The following is a 17629-nucleotide window of genomic DNA, read 5'->3' as shown; positions in this document are numbered from 1 at the left end:
CGTGCACTATTCAGGTGCTTGAGCCCGGTGAATGATTTCCCTGACGGCAGCCTTGCGAGGCGCCTTTCTACAATCATAATTTTGCTCCGCGCTGGCCGCGGTGCTGTTAAGGAAAGCCGACATGCAGCTTAAAGACACCCAGTTGTTCCGCCAGCAAGCCTTCATCGATGGCGCTTGGGTCGACGCGGACAACGGTCAGACGATCAAGGTCAACAACCCGGCCACCGGCGAAATCCTCGGCACCGTGCCGAAGATGGGCGCTGCCGAAACCCGCCGCGCGATTGAAGCCGCTGACAAAGCGCTGCCGGCCTGGCGTGCACTGACCGCCAAGGAGCGTGCAGGCAAACTGCGTCGCTGGTTCGAGCTGATCATCGAGAACCAGGAAGACCTGGCTCGCCTGATGACCCTCGAGCAGGGCAAGCCACTGGCCGAAGCCAAGGGCGAAATCGTTTACGCCGCTTCGTTCATCGAGTGGTTCGCCGAAGAAGCCAAGCGCATCTACGGTGACGTGATTCCAGGTCACCAGCCTGACAAGCGCCTGATCGTGATCAAACAGCCGATCGGCGTGACCGCTGCCATCACCCCGTGGAACTTCCCGGCGGCGATGATTACCCGTAAAGCGGGCCCGGCCCTGGCCGCCGGCTGCACCATGGTGCTCAAGCCGGCTTCGCAAACCCCGTTCTCCGCTTTCGCCCTGGCCGAACTGGCCCAGCGCGCCGGCATCCCTAAAGGTGTATTCAGCGTGGTGTCCGGCAGCGCCGGCGACATCGGCAGCGAGCTGACCAGCAACCCGATCGTGCGCAAGCTGTCCTTCACCGGCTCGACCGAAATCGGCCGTCAGCTGATGTCGGAATGCGCCAAGGACATCAAGAAAGTTTCCCTGGAACTGGGCGGCAACGCACCGTTCATCGTGTTCGACGACGCAGACCTGGATAAGGCCGTCGAAGGCGCGATCATTTCCAAGTACCGCAATAACGGCCAGACCTGCGTCTGCGCCAACCGTCTGTACATTCAGGACTCGGTCTACGACGCCTTCGCCGAGAAACTGAAAGCGGCAGTCGCCAAGCTGAAGATCGGCAACGGTCTGGAAGACGGCACCACCACCGGTCCGCTGATCGACGAGAAAGCTGTAGCCAAGGTGCAAGAGCACATCGCTGACGCCGTGGCCAAAGGCGCCACCGTGCTGGCCGGCGGCAAGCAGATGGAAGGCAACTTCTTCGAGCCGACCATCCTGACCAACGTGCCGAAAAATGCTGCAGTGGCCAAGGAAGAAACCTTCGGTCCGCTGGCGCCGTTGTTCCGCTTCAAAGACGAAGCCGAAGTGATAGCGATGTCGAACGACACCGAGTTCGGTCTGGCTTCGTACTTCTACGCTCGTGACCTGGGCCGGGTGTTCCGTGTGGCTGAAGCCCTGGAATACGGCATGGTCGGCGTCAACACCGGGCTGATCTCCAACGAAGTCGCGCCGTTCGGCGGCATCAAGGCCTCGGGCCTGGGCCGTGAAGGCTCCAAGTACGGCATCGAAGATTACCTGGAAATCAAATACCTCTGCCTGGGCATCTAAGCCTCGGTAGAAGATCGCTGTAAACGCAAAGGGCACGAGAGCGCTGTCCCTTTGCGTCGTTTCAAACCGGAATTTTCTCTGCGGCCGGGAACGCCGTGGCAGTCGATCATCGCATGCTGCCACCGCCGATTCCTCCCGCTTAATCCTTGAACCACGCCGCCCGATGAGCGGTGAATGAGGACTGTAATGAGCAAGACTAACGCTGACTTGATGGCCCGCCGTACCGCCGCTGTTCCACGTGGTGTTGGCCAGATTCACCCGATCTTCGCCGAGTCCGCGAAGAACGCGACCGTGACCGACGTTGAAGGTCGTGAATTCATCGACTTCGCCGGCGGTATCGCCGTGCTGAACACCGGCCACGTGCACCCGAAAATCATCGCCGCCGTGACCGAACAGCTGAACAAGCTGACTCATACCTGCTTCCAAGTTCTGGCCTACGAGCCGTACGTTGAGCTGTGCGAAAAAATCAACGCTCGCGTACCGGGCGACTTCGCCAAGAAAACCCTGCTGGTGACCACCGGTTCCGAAGCCGTTGAAAACGCCGTGAAGATCGCCCGTGCTGCCACTGGCCGCGCTGGCGTGATTGCTTTCACCGGCGCTTACCACGGTCGCACCATGATGACCCTGGGCCTGACCGGTAAGGTCGTGCCTTACTCGGCCGGCATGGGCCTGATGCCAGGCGGCATCTTCCGCGCGCTGTACCCGAACGAACTGCACGGCGTAAGCATCGACGACTCGATCGCTTCCATCGAGCGCATCTTCAAGAACGACGCCGAGCCGAAAGACATCGCCGCGATCATCATCGAGCCTGTACAGGGTGAAGGTGGTTTCTACGTCGCGCCGAAAGAGTTCATGAAGCGTCTGCGTGCCCTGTGCGACCAGCACGGCATCCTGCTGATCGCTGACGAAGTGCAGACCGGCGCTGGCCGTACCGGCACCTTCTTCGCCATGGAACAGATGGGCGTTGCCGCCGACCTGACCACCTTCGCCAAATCCATCGCTGGCGGCTTCCCGCTGGCCGGTGTCTGCGGCAAGGCCGAGTACATGGATGCCATCGCTCCAGGCGGCCTGGGCGGCACCTACGCCGGTAGCCCGATCGCTTGCGCTGCGGCCCTGGCCGTGATGGAAGTGTTCGAAGAAGAAAAACTGCTGGATCGCTGCAAGGCTGTCGGCGAGCGTCTGGTCACCGGTCTGAAGGCCATCCAGGCCAAGTACCCGGTGATCGGCGAAGTCCGTGCCCTGGGCGCCATGATCGCGGTCGAGCTGTTCGAAAACGGCGACAGCCACAAGCCAAACCCGACTGCCGTAGCAGCAGTGGTGGCCAAGGCACGCGACAAGGGCCTGATCCTGCTGTCCTGCGGCACTTACGGCAACGTTCTGCGCGTACTGGTTCCGCTGACCTCGCCGGACGAGCAACTGGACAAAGGTCTGGCGATCATCGAAGAGTGCTTCTCGGAGCTGTAATGCCGGGCACTGTGTGATCGGATCGACAAAAAACCCGCTTCGGCGGGTTTTTTTACGCTTGCTGAAACACATACCCCGCATTCGAGCTGTATCGAATCGCCAGCATTGGCTAAGGTTCAAGCATTGCTAGGGAGGGCGAGCATGACTGCCGTCGAATTACCCGCTGTACCCCGAGTCCTGATTGCCGAGGCCGACCCTTGGTCTCGTGACCTGCTCAAACAGGTTTTGCTCAACGTGCGCTGCGATGCGCGGCTGGATCTGTGCGCCGATGGCCAGGAGGCGATGTCTCTGCTCGGCGAAGTGCCCTATGACCTGGCGATCGTCGACTGGGAGTTGCCCGGCGTCGACGGTTTGAACGTGTTGCGCAGTGTCCGCCAGCGCAAACGCAATCCGCCGTTGCCGTTCATTCTGATGAGCAGCCGCAACGACAGCGCCAGCGTGCGCGAAGCCCTGCCACTGGCACCCACGGCCTATCTGGCCAAACCCCTGAACATGGAAAGCCTGACCGAGCGTTTGCAGGGGCTGCTGCTCAATGCCGGTCAGGAAGTATTCTGCGAAGTGCCCGCACTGGCGCCGGGCATGACCCTGTCGGTGTTCCTTGAGCGCCGTCGCGAGCAGGCTGACGGCGCGCCGTTGATGACCGACGTGCAAGTGGCGGTCAAACGCAGCCTCCACCCCAACGGGCTGGATCTGAAGCTGCTGGAAGAGGAAATCCGCACCGACCCGCAGATCACTGCGGTGTTGATCGCAGCGGCCAACAGCGCCGCTCAGCACCACGGCGCGGCGGTGCAGACCCTGGCCCAGGCGCTGCATCGCCTGGGCACCGGGCAAAGCATGAACCTGATTCTTGGCCTGGCGCTCAAGCGCAGCGCCCGACTTAGCGATCCGTGTCTGGCGGACTATGCGGAGCGCTATTGGGGCCTGTCGCTGCACACCGCCGAATACGCGCGCACCCTGGCGCGTCTGCTCGATCTGGATCAGGAGCGCTGCTATTGCGCCGGAATGCTCCATCGTCTCGGCGATCTGGCGCTGCTGCGTTGTTTGCAGGAGTGGAAGCAGGCCGGCGGCGAGCTGGATGAACTGGAAGAAGTCGGTGATGCGCTGGCGGAGTTCGGTGCCGCCTACGGCTCGGCATTGCGCACCCGCTGGCGCTTGCCACTGGAGCTGCGCGAGTTGATTGCCTCGGTCTACCAGCTCGGTGGCGGGGTGTATTCCCGTGAGGCGCTGGTGATGAACATGGCGGCGCAGATGGCGCGACTGACCGAGCACGAGGGCGTCGAGGAACTGGCGAAGAGCCGCACGGCGCGTCTGCTCAAGATCGGCTTGCCGGAGCTGATGCGGATGCGCAAATAGCTATTGTCCGGCATCAGCGCGGTGTTCAGGCCGAAATGATCCGGTTCTTGCCCTGACGCTTGGCCTCGTACATCGCTGTATCGGCCCGGGCGAACAGGCTGTCGAGGCTTTCGTCTTCCGGGGTGAGGTTGGTCAGGCCCTGGCTGACGGTGATGCCGAACGTCTGTTCGCCATGGCTGAAGCTCAAGCGCTGGATTTCCTGTTGCAGCCGCTCGGCCACCTGCATCGCCATGTCCGGCGCGCAGCCCGGAAAAACCGCAGCGAACTCTTCACCGCCAATCCGTCCGAACAAGTCTCCCCGGCGCAGCGAGGCACGCCCGCATTCGGCGATCCGTTGCAGCACGTTGTCGCCTTCCGGGTGACCGTAGGTGTCGTTGATCACCTTGAAGTCATCGATGTCCAGCAGCAGAAACGCCAGTTGCGCCCCCTGCAGGCGGGCTTCTTCAAACTCGCGGTTGGCGCATTCGAAGAAATGTCGACGGTTGCTGCTCTGGGTCAGCACGTCGGTGGTGGCCAGGCGTTGCAGCTCGGTTTCCATCTGTTTCTTTTCGGTGATGTCTTCGGCGATGCCGACGATGATCACCGGTTGCCCCGGCTCTTCCTGGCGGTTGATGAAGCATTTGTCGCTTATCCAGCGCACCTGGCCGTCGGCGTCGATGATCCGGTATTCGCGGTCTTCCACGGCGCCCTTGTGCAGCACTTCGGCGAGGCTGCGTTCGGCGTACTCGAGGTCGTCGGGGTAGATGCTGTCACGCCACTGGTTGTAGTCGGCCAGCAGCAGGGCGGCCGAGCGGCCGAAAATCCGCTCATAGGCGGGGCTGACGTACAGCACCTGGCGGGTTTCCCAGTTGAAGGCCCACAGCACGGCGTTGACGCTGACCAGCAGCGAGCTGAACAACTGTTCGCGTTCGCTCAGGCGCGCGACTTCGCCCTGGGCGTGCATCAATGCCATCAGGGTTTGTGCGGCCTCGGGCCACTGGGGAAGGGATGAGTCTTTTTGATTGTTGTTGACCATCGACACGGATCTCAAAGGGCGTGCCGGGAAGTCGACAACAGCCACGGGATAGCCCGCCGGGGTGGCGAAGTGTCTTTGAGATAGGGGATCGGGGGTGAAGTTCCGAAGGGGGCGCCCGGGAGCCGGGCGCACCGATCAACGGCATCAGACGGCGGCAGGGCGCAGCGAGTAGGTTTTCAACTGGTCGGCGAATTCGCGCAGGGACTGGATGCCACTGGCCTCGGCCTCGTGGACCCATTCCTTGATGGCCGCGAGCATGTCGTGGCCATTTGCGCTGGTCTTGACCCAGATCTGCTGCAGGGCCAGGCGTTTCTCGTAGATTACCTTCAGCGCCTGACTGTGCTCGAGCATGTTCTGGATGCGCGCGTGGTGCCGATCCTCCAACAGGCTGGTTTCACGGGAAAGCAGACGCTTGGCGCGGTGGAACTGGTGGCGTACCGAATGATCGACCTTGTCCAGCTCCTGCTTCACCAGCGGCCCGATCACCAGCTTGCGGTACTGGGCCATGATCTGGAAGCGGTTGTTGAGGATCGCCATGGCGGTGTCCATGTCCAGGCTGCCCTTGCCTTCGACGCGGTGGGCGATCGGCGCAACGCGCTGCACCTTGGCCAGACGCAGGAAGCTGAAGACCTGGATCCAGGCCCAGCCGAGGTCGAACTCCCACTTCTTGACCGACAGCTTGGCCGAGTTGGGGTAGGTGTGATGGTTGTTGTGCAGCTCTTCGCCGCCGATCAGGATGCCCCATGGCACCAGATTGGTCGCGGCATCGCGGCATTCGAAATTGCGGTAGCCGATGGCGTGGCCGAGACCGTTGACCACGCCGGCGGCCCAGACCGGGATCCACATCATCTGGATCGCCCAGATGGTGATGCCGATGGTGCCGAACAGCAGCAGGTCGATGACCGCCATGATCGCGATGCCCAGCAGGCGATAGCGGCTGTAGAGGTTGCGCTCGATCCAGTCTTCCGGGCAGTTCTTTCCGTAGATGCGCAGGGTCTCGGGGTTCTGCGCTTCTTCGCGGTACAACTCGGCACCTTTGCGCAGGACCGTGGACAGGCCCTTGACGACCGGGCTGTGCGGGTCATCCTCGGTTTCGCATTTGGCGTGGTGCTTGCGGTGGATGGCGGTCCACTCGCGGGTGTTCTGCGCCGTGGTCAGCCACAGCCAGAAGCGGAAGAAATGCTTCAGCCCGGCATTCAGCTCCAGGGAGCGATGGGCCGAGTAGCGGTGCAAGTAGACCGTGACGGCAACAATCGTCACATGGGTCATCAACAGGGTCACGGCGACCAGTGACCAGGCCGACAAGCCAAGAAAACCTTCGTACCACATAGGCTATAGGGCCCTCGATAGAGAAAAAACAGCCGTTGCATTATCACCAAGCACACAGATAAAACCAGTCGCCCTTTCAGATAAGAGATGGCTGGATGTTTCTTGACCTATAATCCCGACATTTTTGTAGGGACATGGACGGCCGAATGTCTGCCACATACCGCGATGCCTTGCGTGCAGCGCTGCTTTACCTGGTTCTTGCCGTTGTCTGGCTGCAAGGCATTGGCTATTTATTGAACAGTTTCTTCGATAGCTCTGATCAGTTGCTGCGTTGGCAACTGATCAACGGCTATGCCTTTGTGGTGTTCAGCGCCGGTTTGATCTTTCTTGCCCGGGCGCGCCTGTTCGAATGTCTGGGCATCGGTGCCCGGTTGCGTGAGCGCCAGGCCGATCGCGAACGCTTGCGTCAGGCCGCTGCTGTGTTCGATTGCACCCGCGAAGGCGTGCTTGTGACGGACCGGCAGGGGCTGATCGTGCACGTCAATCGCGCGTTCATGGAAATCACCGGCTACCGGCGTGAAGAAGTCATTGGCCAGCAGCCCAGCCTGTTCAAGTCCGGGCACCATCCTCCGGGTTTCTATCAGGCGATGTTTGCCACGCTGCAGGCGAAGGATGAATGGAGTGGCGAGATCTGGAACCGGCGCAAGAGCGGTGAAATTTATCCACAGTGGCAAACCATCCGGGTGATCCGCGACGAGGACGGTCGGCTCAGTCATTACGTCGCGGTGTTTTCCGACATCAGCGCCATCAAGGACTCCGAGCACGAGCTCAAGCACCTGGCCCACCACGACCCGCTGACCGATCTGCCCAACCGTCTGCTGTTCAGCGATCGCGCCGAGCAGGCGCTGGCATCGGCACAGACCCACAAGCGCGGCTGCGCGCTGCTGATGATCGATCTGGACCACTTCAAACTGATCAACGACAGCCTCGGCCACAACATCGGTGACCGTTTGCTCAAGGCGGTCGCCGTGCGTTTGCAGGCGCTGTTCGGATCGGGCATCACGCTGGCGCGCCTGGGCGGCGACGAGTTCGCGGTACTGATGGAAAGTTGTCCACAGCCGGCGCAGGCCGCAGCCCTGGCCCAACGGATTCTCGATGCGCTCAAGGACCCGTTCTGTCTCGACGGCCACGAATTGTTCATCAACGCCAGCCTCGGCATCAGCCTGTTTCCCAGTGATGCCCTGAGCGCCGAACAGCTGTTGCGCAATGCCGACGCCGCGTTGTTCAAGGCCAAGAGCAGCGGCCGCAATGGCTACGCGTTGTACACCGAAGAACTCACCGCTCATGCCCAGCAACGGGTCGAAATCGCCTTCGAATTGCGCCGCGCTCTGGAGCAACAAGAGCTGCGGGTCTATTACCAACCGGTCCACGACCTGCAGACCAGCCGCCTGATCGGCGTCGAGGCCTTGGTGCGATGGGAGCACCCACAGCGTGGCCTGGTGTCACCTGCGGAGTTCATCCCGATCGCCGAGCGCACCGGGATGATCTCGGAAATCGACGCCTGGGTGATGCAGCAGGCCTGCCGCCAGATGTGCCAATGGCAGCAGGCCGGGGTGGTGCTGTCGTTTGTCGCGGTGAACGTGTCGTCGCGACTGTTCGCCCGTCGCGAGTTGTATCAACAGGTGGCGCAGGTGCTGCACGACACCGGTCTCGATCCGGCGTATCTGGAGCTGGAAGTCACCGAAAGCGCAGTCATGGATGACCCGGAAGTGGCGCTGGAGCAGATGCATCGTTTGCGCGAGCTGGGGATTCGCCTGGCCATCGATGACTTTGGCACCGGTTATTCGTCGCTGCTGCGGCTCAAGCGCCTGCCGGTGCAGAAGCTGAAGATCGACCAGGGTTTCGTCGCCGGCCTGCCCTGGGACGAGGACGATGCCGCCATTGTCCGGGTGATCATCGCCCTGGCCCGCAGCATGGGCATGCAAGTGCACGCCGAAGGTATCGAGCAGGCCGAGCAGGCGGCGTTCCTGCTGGAGCAGGCGTGCGATCTGGGGCAGGGCTACTGGTTCGGGCGGCCGGTGCCGGAAGCGCAGATCGACTGGGCCAGAGCGCCGGCAATCGGCTGAAGGCTGTGCGCAGCGGGTTTGCGAACGGGCAAATCCGCCGCAAACCCTTGCTGCATCACATAATGTTTTCCAGTTATATAAACATTCTTAAATAGTCTTTTTAAGAATATCTGCGCCTCTCTTATATTGCTCCCACGCCGAACGCAGTGCCGCCCACTGCCAGGCATATCCCATACAAAGGAGCAGCACCATGAGCGCATCCCTGCGTAGCGTTGACGGTCAGGACGAAACCACCATCTTGCGTGAAATCCAGAGCGCCCTGCGCGACCTGCGTTTCGGCGCGGTGGAGATCACTGTGCACAACGCCCAAGTCGTCCAGATCGAACGCAAAGAGAAATTCCGTCTGCAGCAACCTGGCAACAAGCAGGCCTGAAGATCGCATCTGCGACAGCTCCTGCAGGGGGCCATGCGCAGGAGTTGCCGCAGGCGCGATCACTGAATGAGCAACCCGATTCCCGCAATACATAAGAAAAAGCCACCACCAAGAATTCCAGGAGCTTTCACCATGTCGTCGATTCGCCGTTACGCTCTGGCCGCCCTGGCCAGCGCTGTGTTTGCCGGTTCCGCGGTTGCCAAGGATTACGAACTGCTCAACGTTTCGTATGACCCGACCCGCGAGCTGTATCAGGATTACAACGCCGAATTCGTGAAGTACTGGCAGGCAGAGCATGCCGGCGACACCGTGAAAATCCAGCAATCCCACGGCGGCTCGGGCAAGCAGGGCCGTGCGGTGATCGATGGTCTGCGCGCCGACGTCGTGACCCTGGCGCTGGCCGGCGACATCGACGAAATCGCCAAACTCGGCAAGACCCTGCCGGCCGACTGGCAGAAGCGTCTGCCGGACGCCAGCACTCCGTACACCTCGACCATCGTGTTCCTGGTGCGCAAGGGCAACCCGAAAGGCATCAAGGACTGGGGCGACCTGATCAAGAACGACGTCTCGGTGATTACCCCGAACCCGAAAACCTCCGGCGGTGCACGCTGGAACTTCCTCGCGGCGTGGGCCTACGGCCTGAAAGCCAACGGCGGTAACGAGGCGAAAGCCAAGGAATACGTACAGACCCTGTTCAAGCACGTTCCGGTTCTGGACACCGGCGCCCGTGGCTCGACCATCACCTTCGTCAACAACGGTCAGGGTGACGTGTTGCTGGCCTGGGAAAACGAAGCCTTCCTGGCACTGAAAGAAGACGGCGGCAAGGACAAGTTCGACATCGTCGTGCCTTCGCTGTCGATCCTCGCCGAACCACCGGTGGCCGTGGTCGACAAGAACGCCGAGAAGAAGGGCAACGAGCAGATTGCCGAAGCCTACCTCAAGCACCTGTACAGCCCGGCCGGCCAGGAAATCGCGGCGAAGAACTTCTACCGCCCGCGTGACAAGGACGTGGCCGCCAAGTACGCCCAGCAGTTCCCGAAACTGGAGCTGGTGACCATCGACAAAGACTTCGGCGGCTGGAAAACCGCACAGCCGAAATTCTTCAACGACGGTGGCGTGTTCGACCAGATCTATCAGGCGCAGTAAGTTTTTATAGCCATAAACGAGCCCCGGATTTACCTTCGGGGCTTTGTGCGTTTCTTGACCAAGGACTTTTATGTCGCGTCGTATCTCCCCCGTCATACCCGGCTTCGGGCTGACGCTGGGCTACACCTTGGTGTACCTCAGCCTGATTGTGCTAATCCCGCTGGCGGCGATGTTCATCCACGCCTCACAGCTCACCTGGGATCAGTTCTGGACGATCATTTCCGCGCCTCGCGTTCTCGCCGCATTGAAGCTGAGCTTCGGCACCGCGCTGTGCGCCGCGATCATCAACGGCATCATCGGCACGTTGCTGGCCTGGGTGCTGGTGCGCTACACGTTCCCGGGGCGCAAGGTGATCGACGCGATGATCGATCTGCCGTTCGCCCTGCCGACCGCGGTGGCCGGTATCGCGCTGACGGCGCTGTACACGCCGACCGGGCTGGTCGGGCAGTTCGCCGCCGACCTCGGTTTCAAGATTGCCTACACCCCGCTCGGGATTACCCTGGCGCTGACCTTCGTGACCCTGCCGTTCGTGGTGCGCACGGTGCAGCCGGTGCTGGCCGACATTCCGCGTGAAGTCGAAGAAGCCGCCGCGTGCCTCGGTGCCAAGCCGTTGCAGGTGTTCCGCCACATTCTGCTGCCGGCGCTGTTGCCGGCCTGGCTGACCGGTTTTGCCCTGGCGTTTGCCCGAGGTGTCGGCGAGTACGGTTCGGTGATTTTCATCGCCGGCAACATGCCGATGAAAACCGAAATCCTGCCGCTGCTGATCATGGTCAAACTCGACCAGTACGATTACACCGGCGCCACTTCCATCGGCGTGCTGATGCTGGTGGTTTCCTTCGTCCTGTTGCTGCTGATCAACTTGCTGCAGCGGCGCATCGAAACCCCATAAGGAGGCGCGAACCATGTCCCAATCGTCTATTGCGGCCGCTTCCTCGGCCAACGCCGCTCGCCGTGGCAGCGCCACTTCGCGCAGAGTGCTGATCGGCCTCGGCTGGCTGATTTTCTTCCTGTTTCTGGTGCTGCCACTGTTCATCGTGGTGTCGCAGGGTTTGAAGAACGGCCTCGGTGCATTCTTCACCGCGATCTTTGAACCGGATGCCTTGTCGGCGCTGAAACTCACCGTGATTGCGGTGCTGATTTCGGTGCCGCTGAACCTGGTATTCGGTGTCAGCGCCGCGTGGTGCGTGAGCAAATACTCGTTCCGTGGCAAGAGCATGCTGGTTACGCTGATCGACCTGCCGTTCTCGGTATCGCCGGTGATCGCCGGTCTGGTCTACGTGCTGATGTTCGGCGCCCAGGGCCTGTTCGGGCCGTGGCTGCAGGATCACGATATCCAGATCGTCTTTGCCCTGCCAGGCATCGTGCTGGCGACGATCTTCGTCACCGTACCGTTCGTGGCTCGTGAGCTGATCCCGCTGATGCAGGAACAAGGCACTCAGGAAGAGGAAGCTGCGCGGCTGCTTGGTGCCAATGGCTGGCAGATGTTCTGGCACGTGACCGTCCCCAATATCAAATGGGGCCTGATCTATGGCGTGGTGCTGTGCACCGCGCGGGCCATGGGTGAGTTCGGTGCGGTGTCGGTGGTCTCCGGGCACATTCGCGGGGTGACCAACACCTTGCCGCTGCACGTCGAGATCCTCTACAACGAATACAACCACGTGGCCGCGTTCGCCGTGGCGAGCCTGTTGCTGATCCTGGCGCTCTTCATCCTGCTGCTCAAGCAGTGGAGCGAAAACCGTATCAACCGCCTGCGCGCCAGCGCCGCGGAGGAATAATTCATGTCGATCGAAGTGCGTAACGTCAGCAAGAATTTCAACGCGTTCAAAGCGCTGGACAACATCAGCCTGGATATCCACAGCGGCGAGCTGGTGGCGCTGCTCGGCCCGTCCGGCTGCGGCAAGACCACCTTGCTGCGCATTATTGCCGGTCTGGAAACCCCGGATAACGGCAATATCGTGTTCCACGGCGAAGACGTGTCCGGCCATGACGTGCGGGATCGCAACGTCGGTTTCGTGTTCCAGCACTACGCCCTGTTCCGCCACATGACCGTGTTCGACAACGTCGCGTTCGGCCTGCGCATGAAGCCGAAGAACCAGCGCCCGACTGAAAGCCAGATCGCGACCAAGGTTCACGAGCTGCTGAACATGGTGCAACTGGACTGGCTTTCGGATCGTTATCCGGAACAGCTGTCCGGCGGTCAGCGTCAGCGTATCGCTTTGGCCCGCGCACTGGCGGTAGAGCCGAAAGTGCTGCTGCTCGACGAGCCGTTCGGCGCCCTCGACGCCAAGGTGCGTAAAGAGCTGCGCCGCTGGCTGGCGCGCCTGCACGAAGACATCAACTTGACCTCGGTGTTCGTGACCCACGACCAGGAAGAGGCGATGGAAGTGGCCGACCGCATCGTGGTGATGAACAAGGGCGTGATCGAGCAGATCGGCTCACCGGGCGACGTTTACGAAAACCCGGCCAGCGATTTCGTCTATCACTTCCTCGGCGATTCGAACCGCCTGCATCTGGGGGATGACAACCACGTGCTGTTCCGCCCGCACGAAGTGTCGCTGTCGCGGCATGAGCTGGAGGATCACCACGCCGCTGAAGTTCGCGATATCCGGCCGCTGGGCGCGACCACGCGGGTGACGTTGAAGGTTGAGGGCCAGACTGACCTGATCGAGGCGGAAGTGGTGAAAGACCACGACAGCCTGACCGGTTTGGCGAAGGGTGAGACGTTGTTCTTCAAGCCGAAGGTCTGGCAGAAAGTCGCCAGCCTTTAAAAGCATCGCTCGTTCCCACGCCGAGCGTGGGAACGAGCGAATCAGCCTGTGGCTCAGACGGCCGCACGATTCGGATTGACCCGCACCACACCCGCTCGTGCCTCGATCTGCTCTTTCAGTTCATGGCGCATCCCGAGCATGAACGCCAGTTCCGCCACCACAAACAGCGGCCCGACGATCAACCCGCTCAAATCATCAACGAACGCCGGTTTGCGCCCTTCGTAGTGATGCCCGACAAACTGGATAACCCAGCCGATCACAAACATCGCCAGACCGCTGCTGAGCCAGACCATGGTGCTCTGCTGCGCCAGAACATGCCCAGCCCAGACCGACAACCCCATCAGCACGGTCATCAAAACCCCGAGCTTCAGCTCCAGACGCAGGTAAAACCACGCCGAAGCGAGGGCAGCGATCACCGCCGGGGAAATCCACAAGCCGCCCACCGACCATTCCGGCCGCGACAACAGTACGGCCACCGCCACCACAATCAGCGGAATCCCGATAAAGTGGCTGGCGATGTTGCGCGGGTCACGGTGGTAAGCGGCGTATTGACTCAAATGATCGACGAGGCTTTTCATTGTTGTTCCTCCTGTAGGGTGATCGAATCATGCCTCGGGTTCACGGCTTGCTCTGTCAGGCAGGCGACAATCTTTGGGAGAACGCATGGAAAAGGTCTGGCGCGAGCGCCTGCTGACCGGGCAATGGTTCAGTCATCTGCCTTCGTCCTTTCAGGATAGTCTGCTGGCAGCGGCAAAGGAGCGGCGGTTGGCGGCGGGGCAGCGCTTGTTCCAGCGCGGTGATGCGCCGTGCGGGCTGTACGCGGTGCTCGACGGCGCAGTGCGCATCGGCGCGGTCAGCGAGCAGGGCAAGGAAGCGTTGCTGAGCCTGGTGGAGGCGCCGCACTGGTTCGGCGAAATCTGCCTGTTCGACGGCCAGCCCCGCACCCACGATGCCTACGCGGTCGGGCCATGTCTGTTGCTGAATATCCCGCAAGCCGCGCTGTTGAAACTGCTCGACGAACATTCCGTTTACTGGCGGCATCTGGCCCTGCTGATGAGCCACAAACTGCGTCTGACCTTCATCAATCTGGAACAACTGAGCCTGCTGCCGGCCCCGGCGCGTCTGGCTCATCGTTTGCTGATGATCGCCGAAGGCTACGGTGAACTCGACCCGCCGCGCCGCGTACTGCAACTGCCTCAGGAACAACTGGCGTCGATGCTGTCGCTGTCGCGGCAGACCACCAACCAGATCCTCAAGGAGTTGCAGGGGCAGGGGATAATCGGCTTGAGTTATGGCGAGATCGAAATCCTCGACGCTGCGCGATTGCGGGCGCTGGCGACACTTTGATCGCCACCGATCAATGGCCTACGAACCGCGATAAGTGGAGAAGCCATACGGGCTCAGCAGCAACGGAATGTGATAGTGCTGATCTGTCTGCTTCACTTTAAAGATCACAGGAATCTCCGGAAAAAACGTCTCGTGCTTCGCCTTCTCGAAGTACTCGCCGGTCTTGAACACCACCCGATATTCACCCGCCTCGAACGGTTTGTTCGCCGGGTACAGTTCGGCGATCCGTCCCTGTTCATTGGTGGTGCCCTGCGCCAGCGGCTGCCAGTCCTGGCCCACATGACGTTCCAGCGTCACGTTGATACCCGGCGAAGGCAGGCCGTTTTCCAGATTGAGCACGTGCACGCTCAACGGGTTGCCGGCGGCCAGCGCCAGGCTTGAAAAAGCGCTCAGGCCGAGCGCGGCGAAAGTCATGCGGAGTGGGGTCATGGTGATGCTCCTGGGTTCAAATACGATTGATGGACAGGCCGACGATTTCGGCAGACTTGATCGCGCAGTTTTCGTCCTGCTCGCCGCCGCCGGAACCGGCCACGCCCATGGCGCCGACGAGTTCCTTGCCAGCGAACAGCGGGATGCCGCCACCGAGCAAAAGCAACTCGACCAGGGTGTTGAGATTGGCGGTTTCCGGATTGCTACGTGCGCGCTCGGCGAACAATCGGGTCGGGGTTTTCGTCGATAGCGCGGTGTAGGCTTTGCGTTGGCTGGCGACGGTGTTGTGCGGGCCGATACCGTCGCCGCGCAAGGTCGCCAGCAGGTTGCCGCCACGGTCGAGCACCGACACCGTGCCGGTGCAGTTTTCCAGTGCCGCGTCGGCCAGCAGCCGTGCGGTTTTCAGATCGAGATCGGCGTGCCGGGGCAACTCAGGCGCGGCGAACGCGGCAGTGCCGAGGCCGATTGCCAGGCTGGCAACCAAGTATTTAGCGGACATGGACAGGCTCCAGAAGCGAAGACCGCCACCTTATCTGCCGGCCCCCGTCGAAACCTCGTCAGTCGGATTACAAGTTTGTAATGGGCAACGCCGCCGAAGGCGCCTAGCCTGTGCCTCTGAATAATCGAGGTGTGCCATGCGTTTGCTGGTCGTAGAAGATGAAGCCAAAACCGCGAATTTCCTCGCCAAAGGGCTGGGCGAGTCGGGTTTCGCCGTGGACGTGGCGCTCAATGGCCTCGACGGGCGCTACTTCATCGAGCAGCAGGCATATGACCTGATCATCCTCGACGTGATGCTGCCGGGCCTCAACGGCTGGCAATTGCTCCAGCTGATCCGCCAGCGCGGCGCCACGCCGGTGCTGTTCCTGACGGCGAAGGATGCTATCGAAGACCGCGTGCGCGGCCTCGAACTGGGGGCCGATGACTATTTGCTCAAGCCGTTCGCCTTCGCCGAGTTGCTCGCGCGGGTGCGCACGTTGTTGCGGCGCGGGCCGATGCGCGAAGCCGAGTCGTACAGCATCGCCGACCTGGAAATTGACGTGCTGCGCCGCCGGGTCAGCCGTGGCGGCCAGCGCATCGCCCTGACCAACAAGGAGTTCGCCCTCCTGCATTTGCTCGCCAGCCGACAGGGTGAAGTGCTGTCGCGCACGCTGATCGCTTCGCAGGTGTGGAACCTGAATTTCGACAGCGACACCAACATGGTCGAAGTCGCAGTGCGCCGGCTGCGTTCGAAAGTCGATGATCCGTACATGCCCAAACTGATCCACACCGTGCGCGGGGTCGGCTATCAACTTGAAGCGCCCGATGATGCGCTCTAGGTCAATCGCCTGGCGCCTGGCCCTGGCATTCGCTGCAGTCTGTGCCTTGGTGCTCAGCGCGATTGGCGTATTCCTGTATCGCTCACTGGCCTCGGAAATCGCCTGGCGCGACGACATGGCCTTGCTCGGTCGTCTGGAACAGGTACGCGCGCTGCTCGCCGACAGCGACAGCCTCGACGCCTTGCAGGCGCGGCCACGGCTGTACCAGAACATGCTTGGCAACCTCGACAGTTTGCTGCTGGTGCGCCGCGTGGACGGTTCGACTGTGATTGCGATCAACCCTCGGCAACGCGCACTGCCAGCCGTGCAGGCCATTCCCCGGGATCAGCCTCCGCAACTCAGCGATGTGCTGACCTGGCAGGCGCCGGACGGTGTCGAGCTCGCCCTGTTGTCAGGTCAGGCCCAAGGCCCCAACGGCGAATCGCTGACCGTGATTGCCGGCAAGGTATTGAGCGAGCGCGCGCAGATGCTCGGCAGCTATCGCCTGCGCTTGTATCTGGCCGTCGGCGTGGGTGCCTTACTCGCTTTCACACTGGGCCTGGTGCTGCTGCGCCGAGGTTTGCGACCTCTGCGCAAACTCAGTGAAGCGCTCCGTGGCATCGACCTGCGCAGCCTCGACCAACGCGTTCCCACCGCCGGCACGCCGGCGGAATTGCTGGAGCCGGTGCACGCGCTGAACGGCATGCTCGTGCGGCTGGACGACGGCTTTCAGCGTCTCTCACAGTTTTCCGCCGACCTCGCCCACGAAATCCGCACGCCCCTGCACACCTTGCTCGCCAGCAACGGGCAGGCACTGAATTATCCGCGCAGCAGCTCCGAGTATCAGGAAGTACTGGCGTCGAACATGGACGAGTTCGAGCGGCTCAAGCGCATGGCCGAAAACCTGATGTTTCTCGCTCGCGCAGAGCAGGCCGAGCGGGCGCTCGATCTGCGCACGCTGAAGCTGCACGAAGTCGGCGTTGAGTTGTGCGACTACTTCGAAGCCCTGGCCGATGACCGGGGAATCCGCCTCGAAAACACATTCAGCGGAGAATTGCTGGCCGATCAGCAACTGCTGCAACGCGCCTTGGGCAATCTGTTGGCCAACGCCGTACGCCACGCTGATGCGGGTTCGGTCATCAGCCTGTGCCGGCGCGATGAGCCAGGCGTGTGCTGGCTGCAAGTCCACAACCTCGGCCCGGTCATCGCGGATGAGCATCTTGGCAAACTGTTCGACCGCTTCTACCGCGTCGACCCGTCCCGCGCGGAGCCGGGAGACTCCGGCGGCTTGGGACTGGCGATCGTGCAGTCGATCATGCAATTGCATGGGGGGCGGGTGCGGGTGAGCAGTGATGCGCAGGGCACGGTTTTTGAGCTTGGATTTGTAACCAGTCGCTGATCGACCCGCACATGCCGCTTCATCTGAGCTAGACTCGTCCTGAATTGGCATCAAATACGATGCATATAATTTTAATTACGC

Annotated in this window: 17 protein-coding genes; 12 read left to right on the top strand and 5 right to left on the bottom strand. The window is 61.6% G+C overall.

The genetic code is table 11. The annotated features are described in order from the left end of the window. The first annotated feature begins 121 nt into the window (after positions 1-121). From gabD to M5B44_RS07525, 3 genes are all read left to right on the top strand, one after another. A complete protein-coding gene (gene gabD, locus M5B44_RS07535; RefSeq protein ID WP_085712649.1) occupies positions 122-1564 on the top strand; it encodes an NADP-dependent succinate-semialdehyde dehydrogenase in 1443 nt (480 codons plus the stop codon). 186 nt (positions 1565-1750) lie between these two features. Next, positions 1751-3028, top strand: coding sequence for a 4-aminobutyrate--2-oxoglutarate transaminase (gene gabT / locus M5B44_RS07530; protein ID WP_085684283.1), 1278 nt, complete (start codon positions 1751-1753; stop codon positions 3026-3028). Positions 3029-3169: 141 nt separating this feature from the next. Continuing rightward, positions 3170-4381 (top strand): response regulator, encoded by a 1212-nt coding sequence (locus tag M5B44_RS07525; protein ID WP_114880967.1) that lies wholly within the window; start codon positions 3170-3172, stop codon positions 4379-4381. Positions 4382-4406: 25 nt separating this feature from the next. Here M5B44_RS07525 and M5B44_RS07520 read toward each other — a convergent pair whose 3' ends face one another. Both M5B44_RS07520 and desA read right to left on the bottom strand, forming a co-directional pair. Further along, a complete protein-coding gene (locus M5B44_RS07520; protein ID WP_248738706.1) occupies positions 4407-5396 on the bottom strand; it encodes a GGDEF domain-containing protein in 990 nt (329 codons plus the stop codon). Between the two features lie 144 nt (positions 5397-5540). After that, a complete protein-coding gene (gene desA / locus M5B44_RS07515; protein WP_248738705.1) occupies positions 5541-6725 on the bottom strand; it encodes a delta-9 fatty acid desaturase DesA in 1185 nt (394 codons plus the stop codon). 146 nt (positions 6726-6871) lie between these two features. Between desA and dibA the strand changes: the two genes are divergently transcribed. The 6 genes from dibA (at position 6872) to M5B44_RS07485 (ending at position 13078) form a co-directional block, all read left to right on the top strand. Next, positions 6872-8791, top strand: a complete 1920-nt coding sequence (dibA, locus tag M5B44_RS07510) for a phosphodiesterase DibA (protein WP_248738704.1) — start codon at positions 6872-6874, stop codon at positions 8789-8791. A gap of 190 nt (positions 8792-8981) precedes the next feature. Continuing rightward, a complete protein-coding gene (gene oscA / locus M5B44_RS07505) occupies positions 8982-9164 on the top strand; it encodes a sulfur starvation response protein OscA (protein ID WP_085712654.1) in 183 nt (60 codons plus the stop codon). Positions 9165-9296: 132 nt separating this feature from the next. Next, positions 9297-10310: a sulfate ABC transporter substrate-binding protein gene (locus tag M5B44_RS07500; protein ID WP_065257482.1), complete on the top strand. Its 1014-nt coding sequence runs from the start codon at positions 9297-9299 to the stop codon at positions 10308-10310. Between the two features lie 70 nt (positions 10311-10380). Beyond that, entirely contained in the window at positions 10381-11199 is an 819-nt protein-coding gene (gene cysT / locus M5B44_RS07495) for a sulfate ABC transporter permease subunit CysT (protein WP_085712655.1), read from the top strand. A 13-nt stretch (positions 11200-11212) separates the two neighbouring features. Next, positions 11213-12085: a sulfate ABC transporter permease subunit CysW gene (gene cysW / locus M5B44_RS07490; RefSeq protein WP_003220512.1), complete on the top strand. Its 873-nt coding sequence runs from the start codon at positions 11213-11215 to the stop codon at positions 12083-12085. Between the two features lie 3 nt (positions 12086-12088). Next, on the top strand, positions 12089-13078 hold the full coding sequence (locus tag M5B44_RS07485) for a sulfate/molybdate ABC transporter ATP-binding protein (protein ID WP_114880971.1): 990 nt from the start codon (positions 12089-12091) through the stop codon (positions 13076-13078). 53 nt (positions 13079-13131) lie between these two features. Here the strand turns inward: M5B44_RS07485 and M5B44_RS07480 are convergent, their stop codons facing one another. After that, entirely contained in the window at positions 13132-13656 is a 525-nt protein-coding gene (locus M5B44_RS07480) for a DUF962 domain-containing protein (RefSeq protein ID WP_085684269.1), read from the bottom strand. Between the two features lie 85 nt (positions 13657-13741). Between M5B44_RS07480 and M5B44_RS07475 the strand changes: the two genes are divergently transcribed. Further along, positions 13742-14425: a Crp/Fnr family transcriptional regulator gene (locus M5B44_RS07475; protein WP_248738703.1), complete on the top strand. Its 684-nt coding sequence runs from the start codon at positions 13742-13744 to the stop codon at positions 14423-14425. An 18-nt stretch (positions 14426-14443) separates the two neighbouring features. Here the strand turns inward: M5B44_RS07475 and uraH are convergent, their stop codons facing one another. Both uraH and M5B44_RS07465 read right to left on the bottom strand, forming a co-directional pair. Then, complete coding sequence (gene uraH / locus M5B44_RS07470) at positions 14444-14854, bottom strand: hydroxyisourate hydrolase (protein WP_248738702.1); 411 nt, start codon at positions 14852-14854, stop codon at positions 14444-14446. A gap of 16 nt (positions 14855-14870) precedes the next feature. Continuing rightward, positions 14871-15353, bottom strand: coding sequence for a GlcG/HbpS family heme-binding protein (locus M5B44_RS07465; RefSeq protein ID WP_248738701.1), 483 nt, complete (start codon positions 15351-15353; stop codon positions 14871-14873). 136 nt (positions 15354-15489) lie between these two features. Here M5B44_RS07465 and M5B44_RS07460 point away from each other — a divergent pair, with 136 nt between their 5' ends. Then, positions 15490-16170: a heavy metal response regulator transcription factor gene (locus M5B44_RS07460; protein WP_119428570.1), complete on the top strand. Its 681-nt coding sequence runs from the start codon at positions 15490-15492 to the stop codon at positions 16168-16170. Then, positions 16160-17548, top strand: coding sequence for a heavy metal sensor histidine kinase (locus tag M5B44_RS07455; protein WP_248738747.1), 1389 nt, complete (start codon positions 16160-16162; stop codon positions 17546-17548). The genes M5B44_RS07460 and M5B44_RS07455 overlap by 11 nt, the downstream gene beginning before the upstream one ends. Positions 17549-17629: the final 81 nt, after the last annotated feature.

Source organism: Pseudomonas sp. MWU12-2029, from assembly GCF_023242425.1.
GTDB lineage: Bacteria > Pseudomonadota > Gammaproteobacteria > Pseudomonadales > Pseudomonadaceae > Aquipseudomonas > Aquipseudomonas kribbensis.
This window is presented reverse-complemented; position numbering and strand designations above follow the sequence as displayed.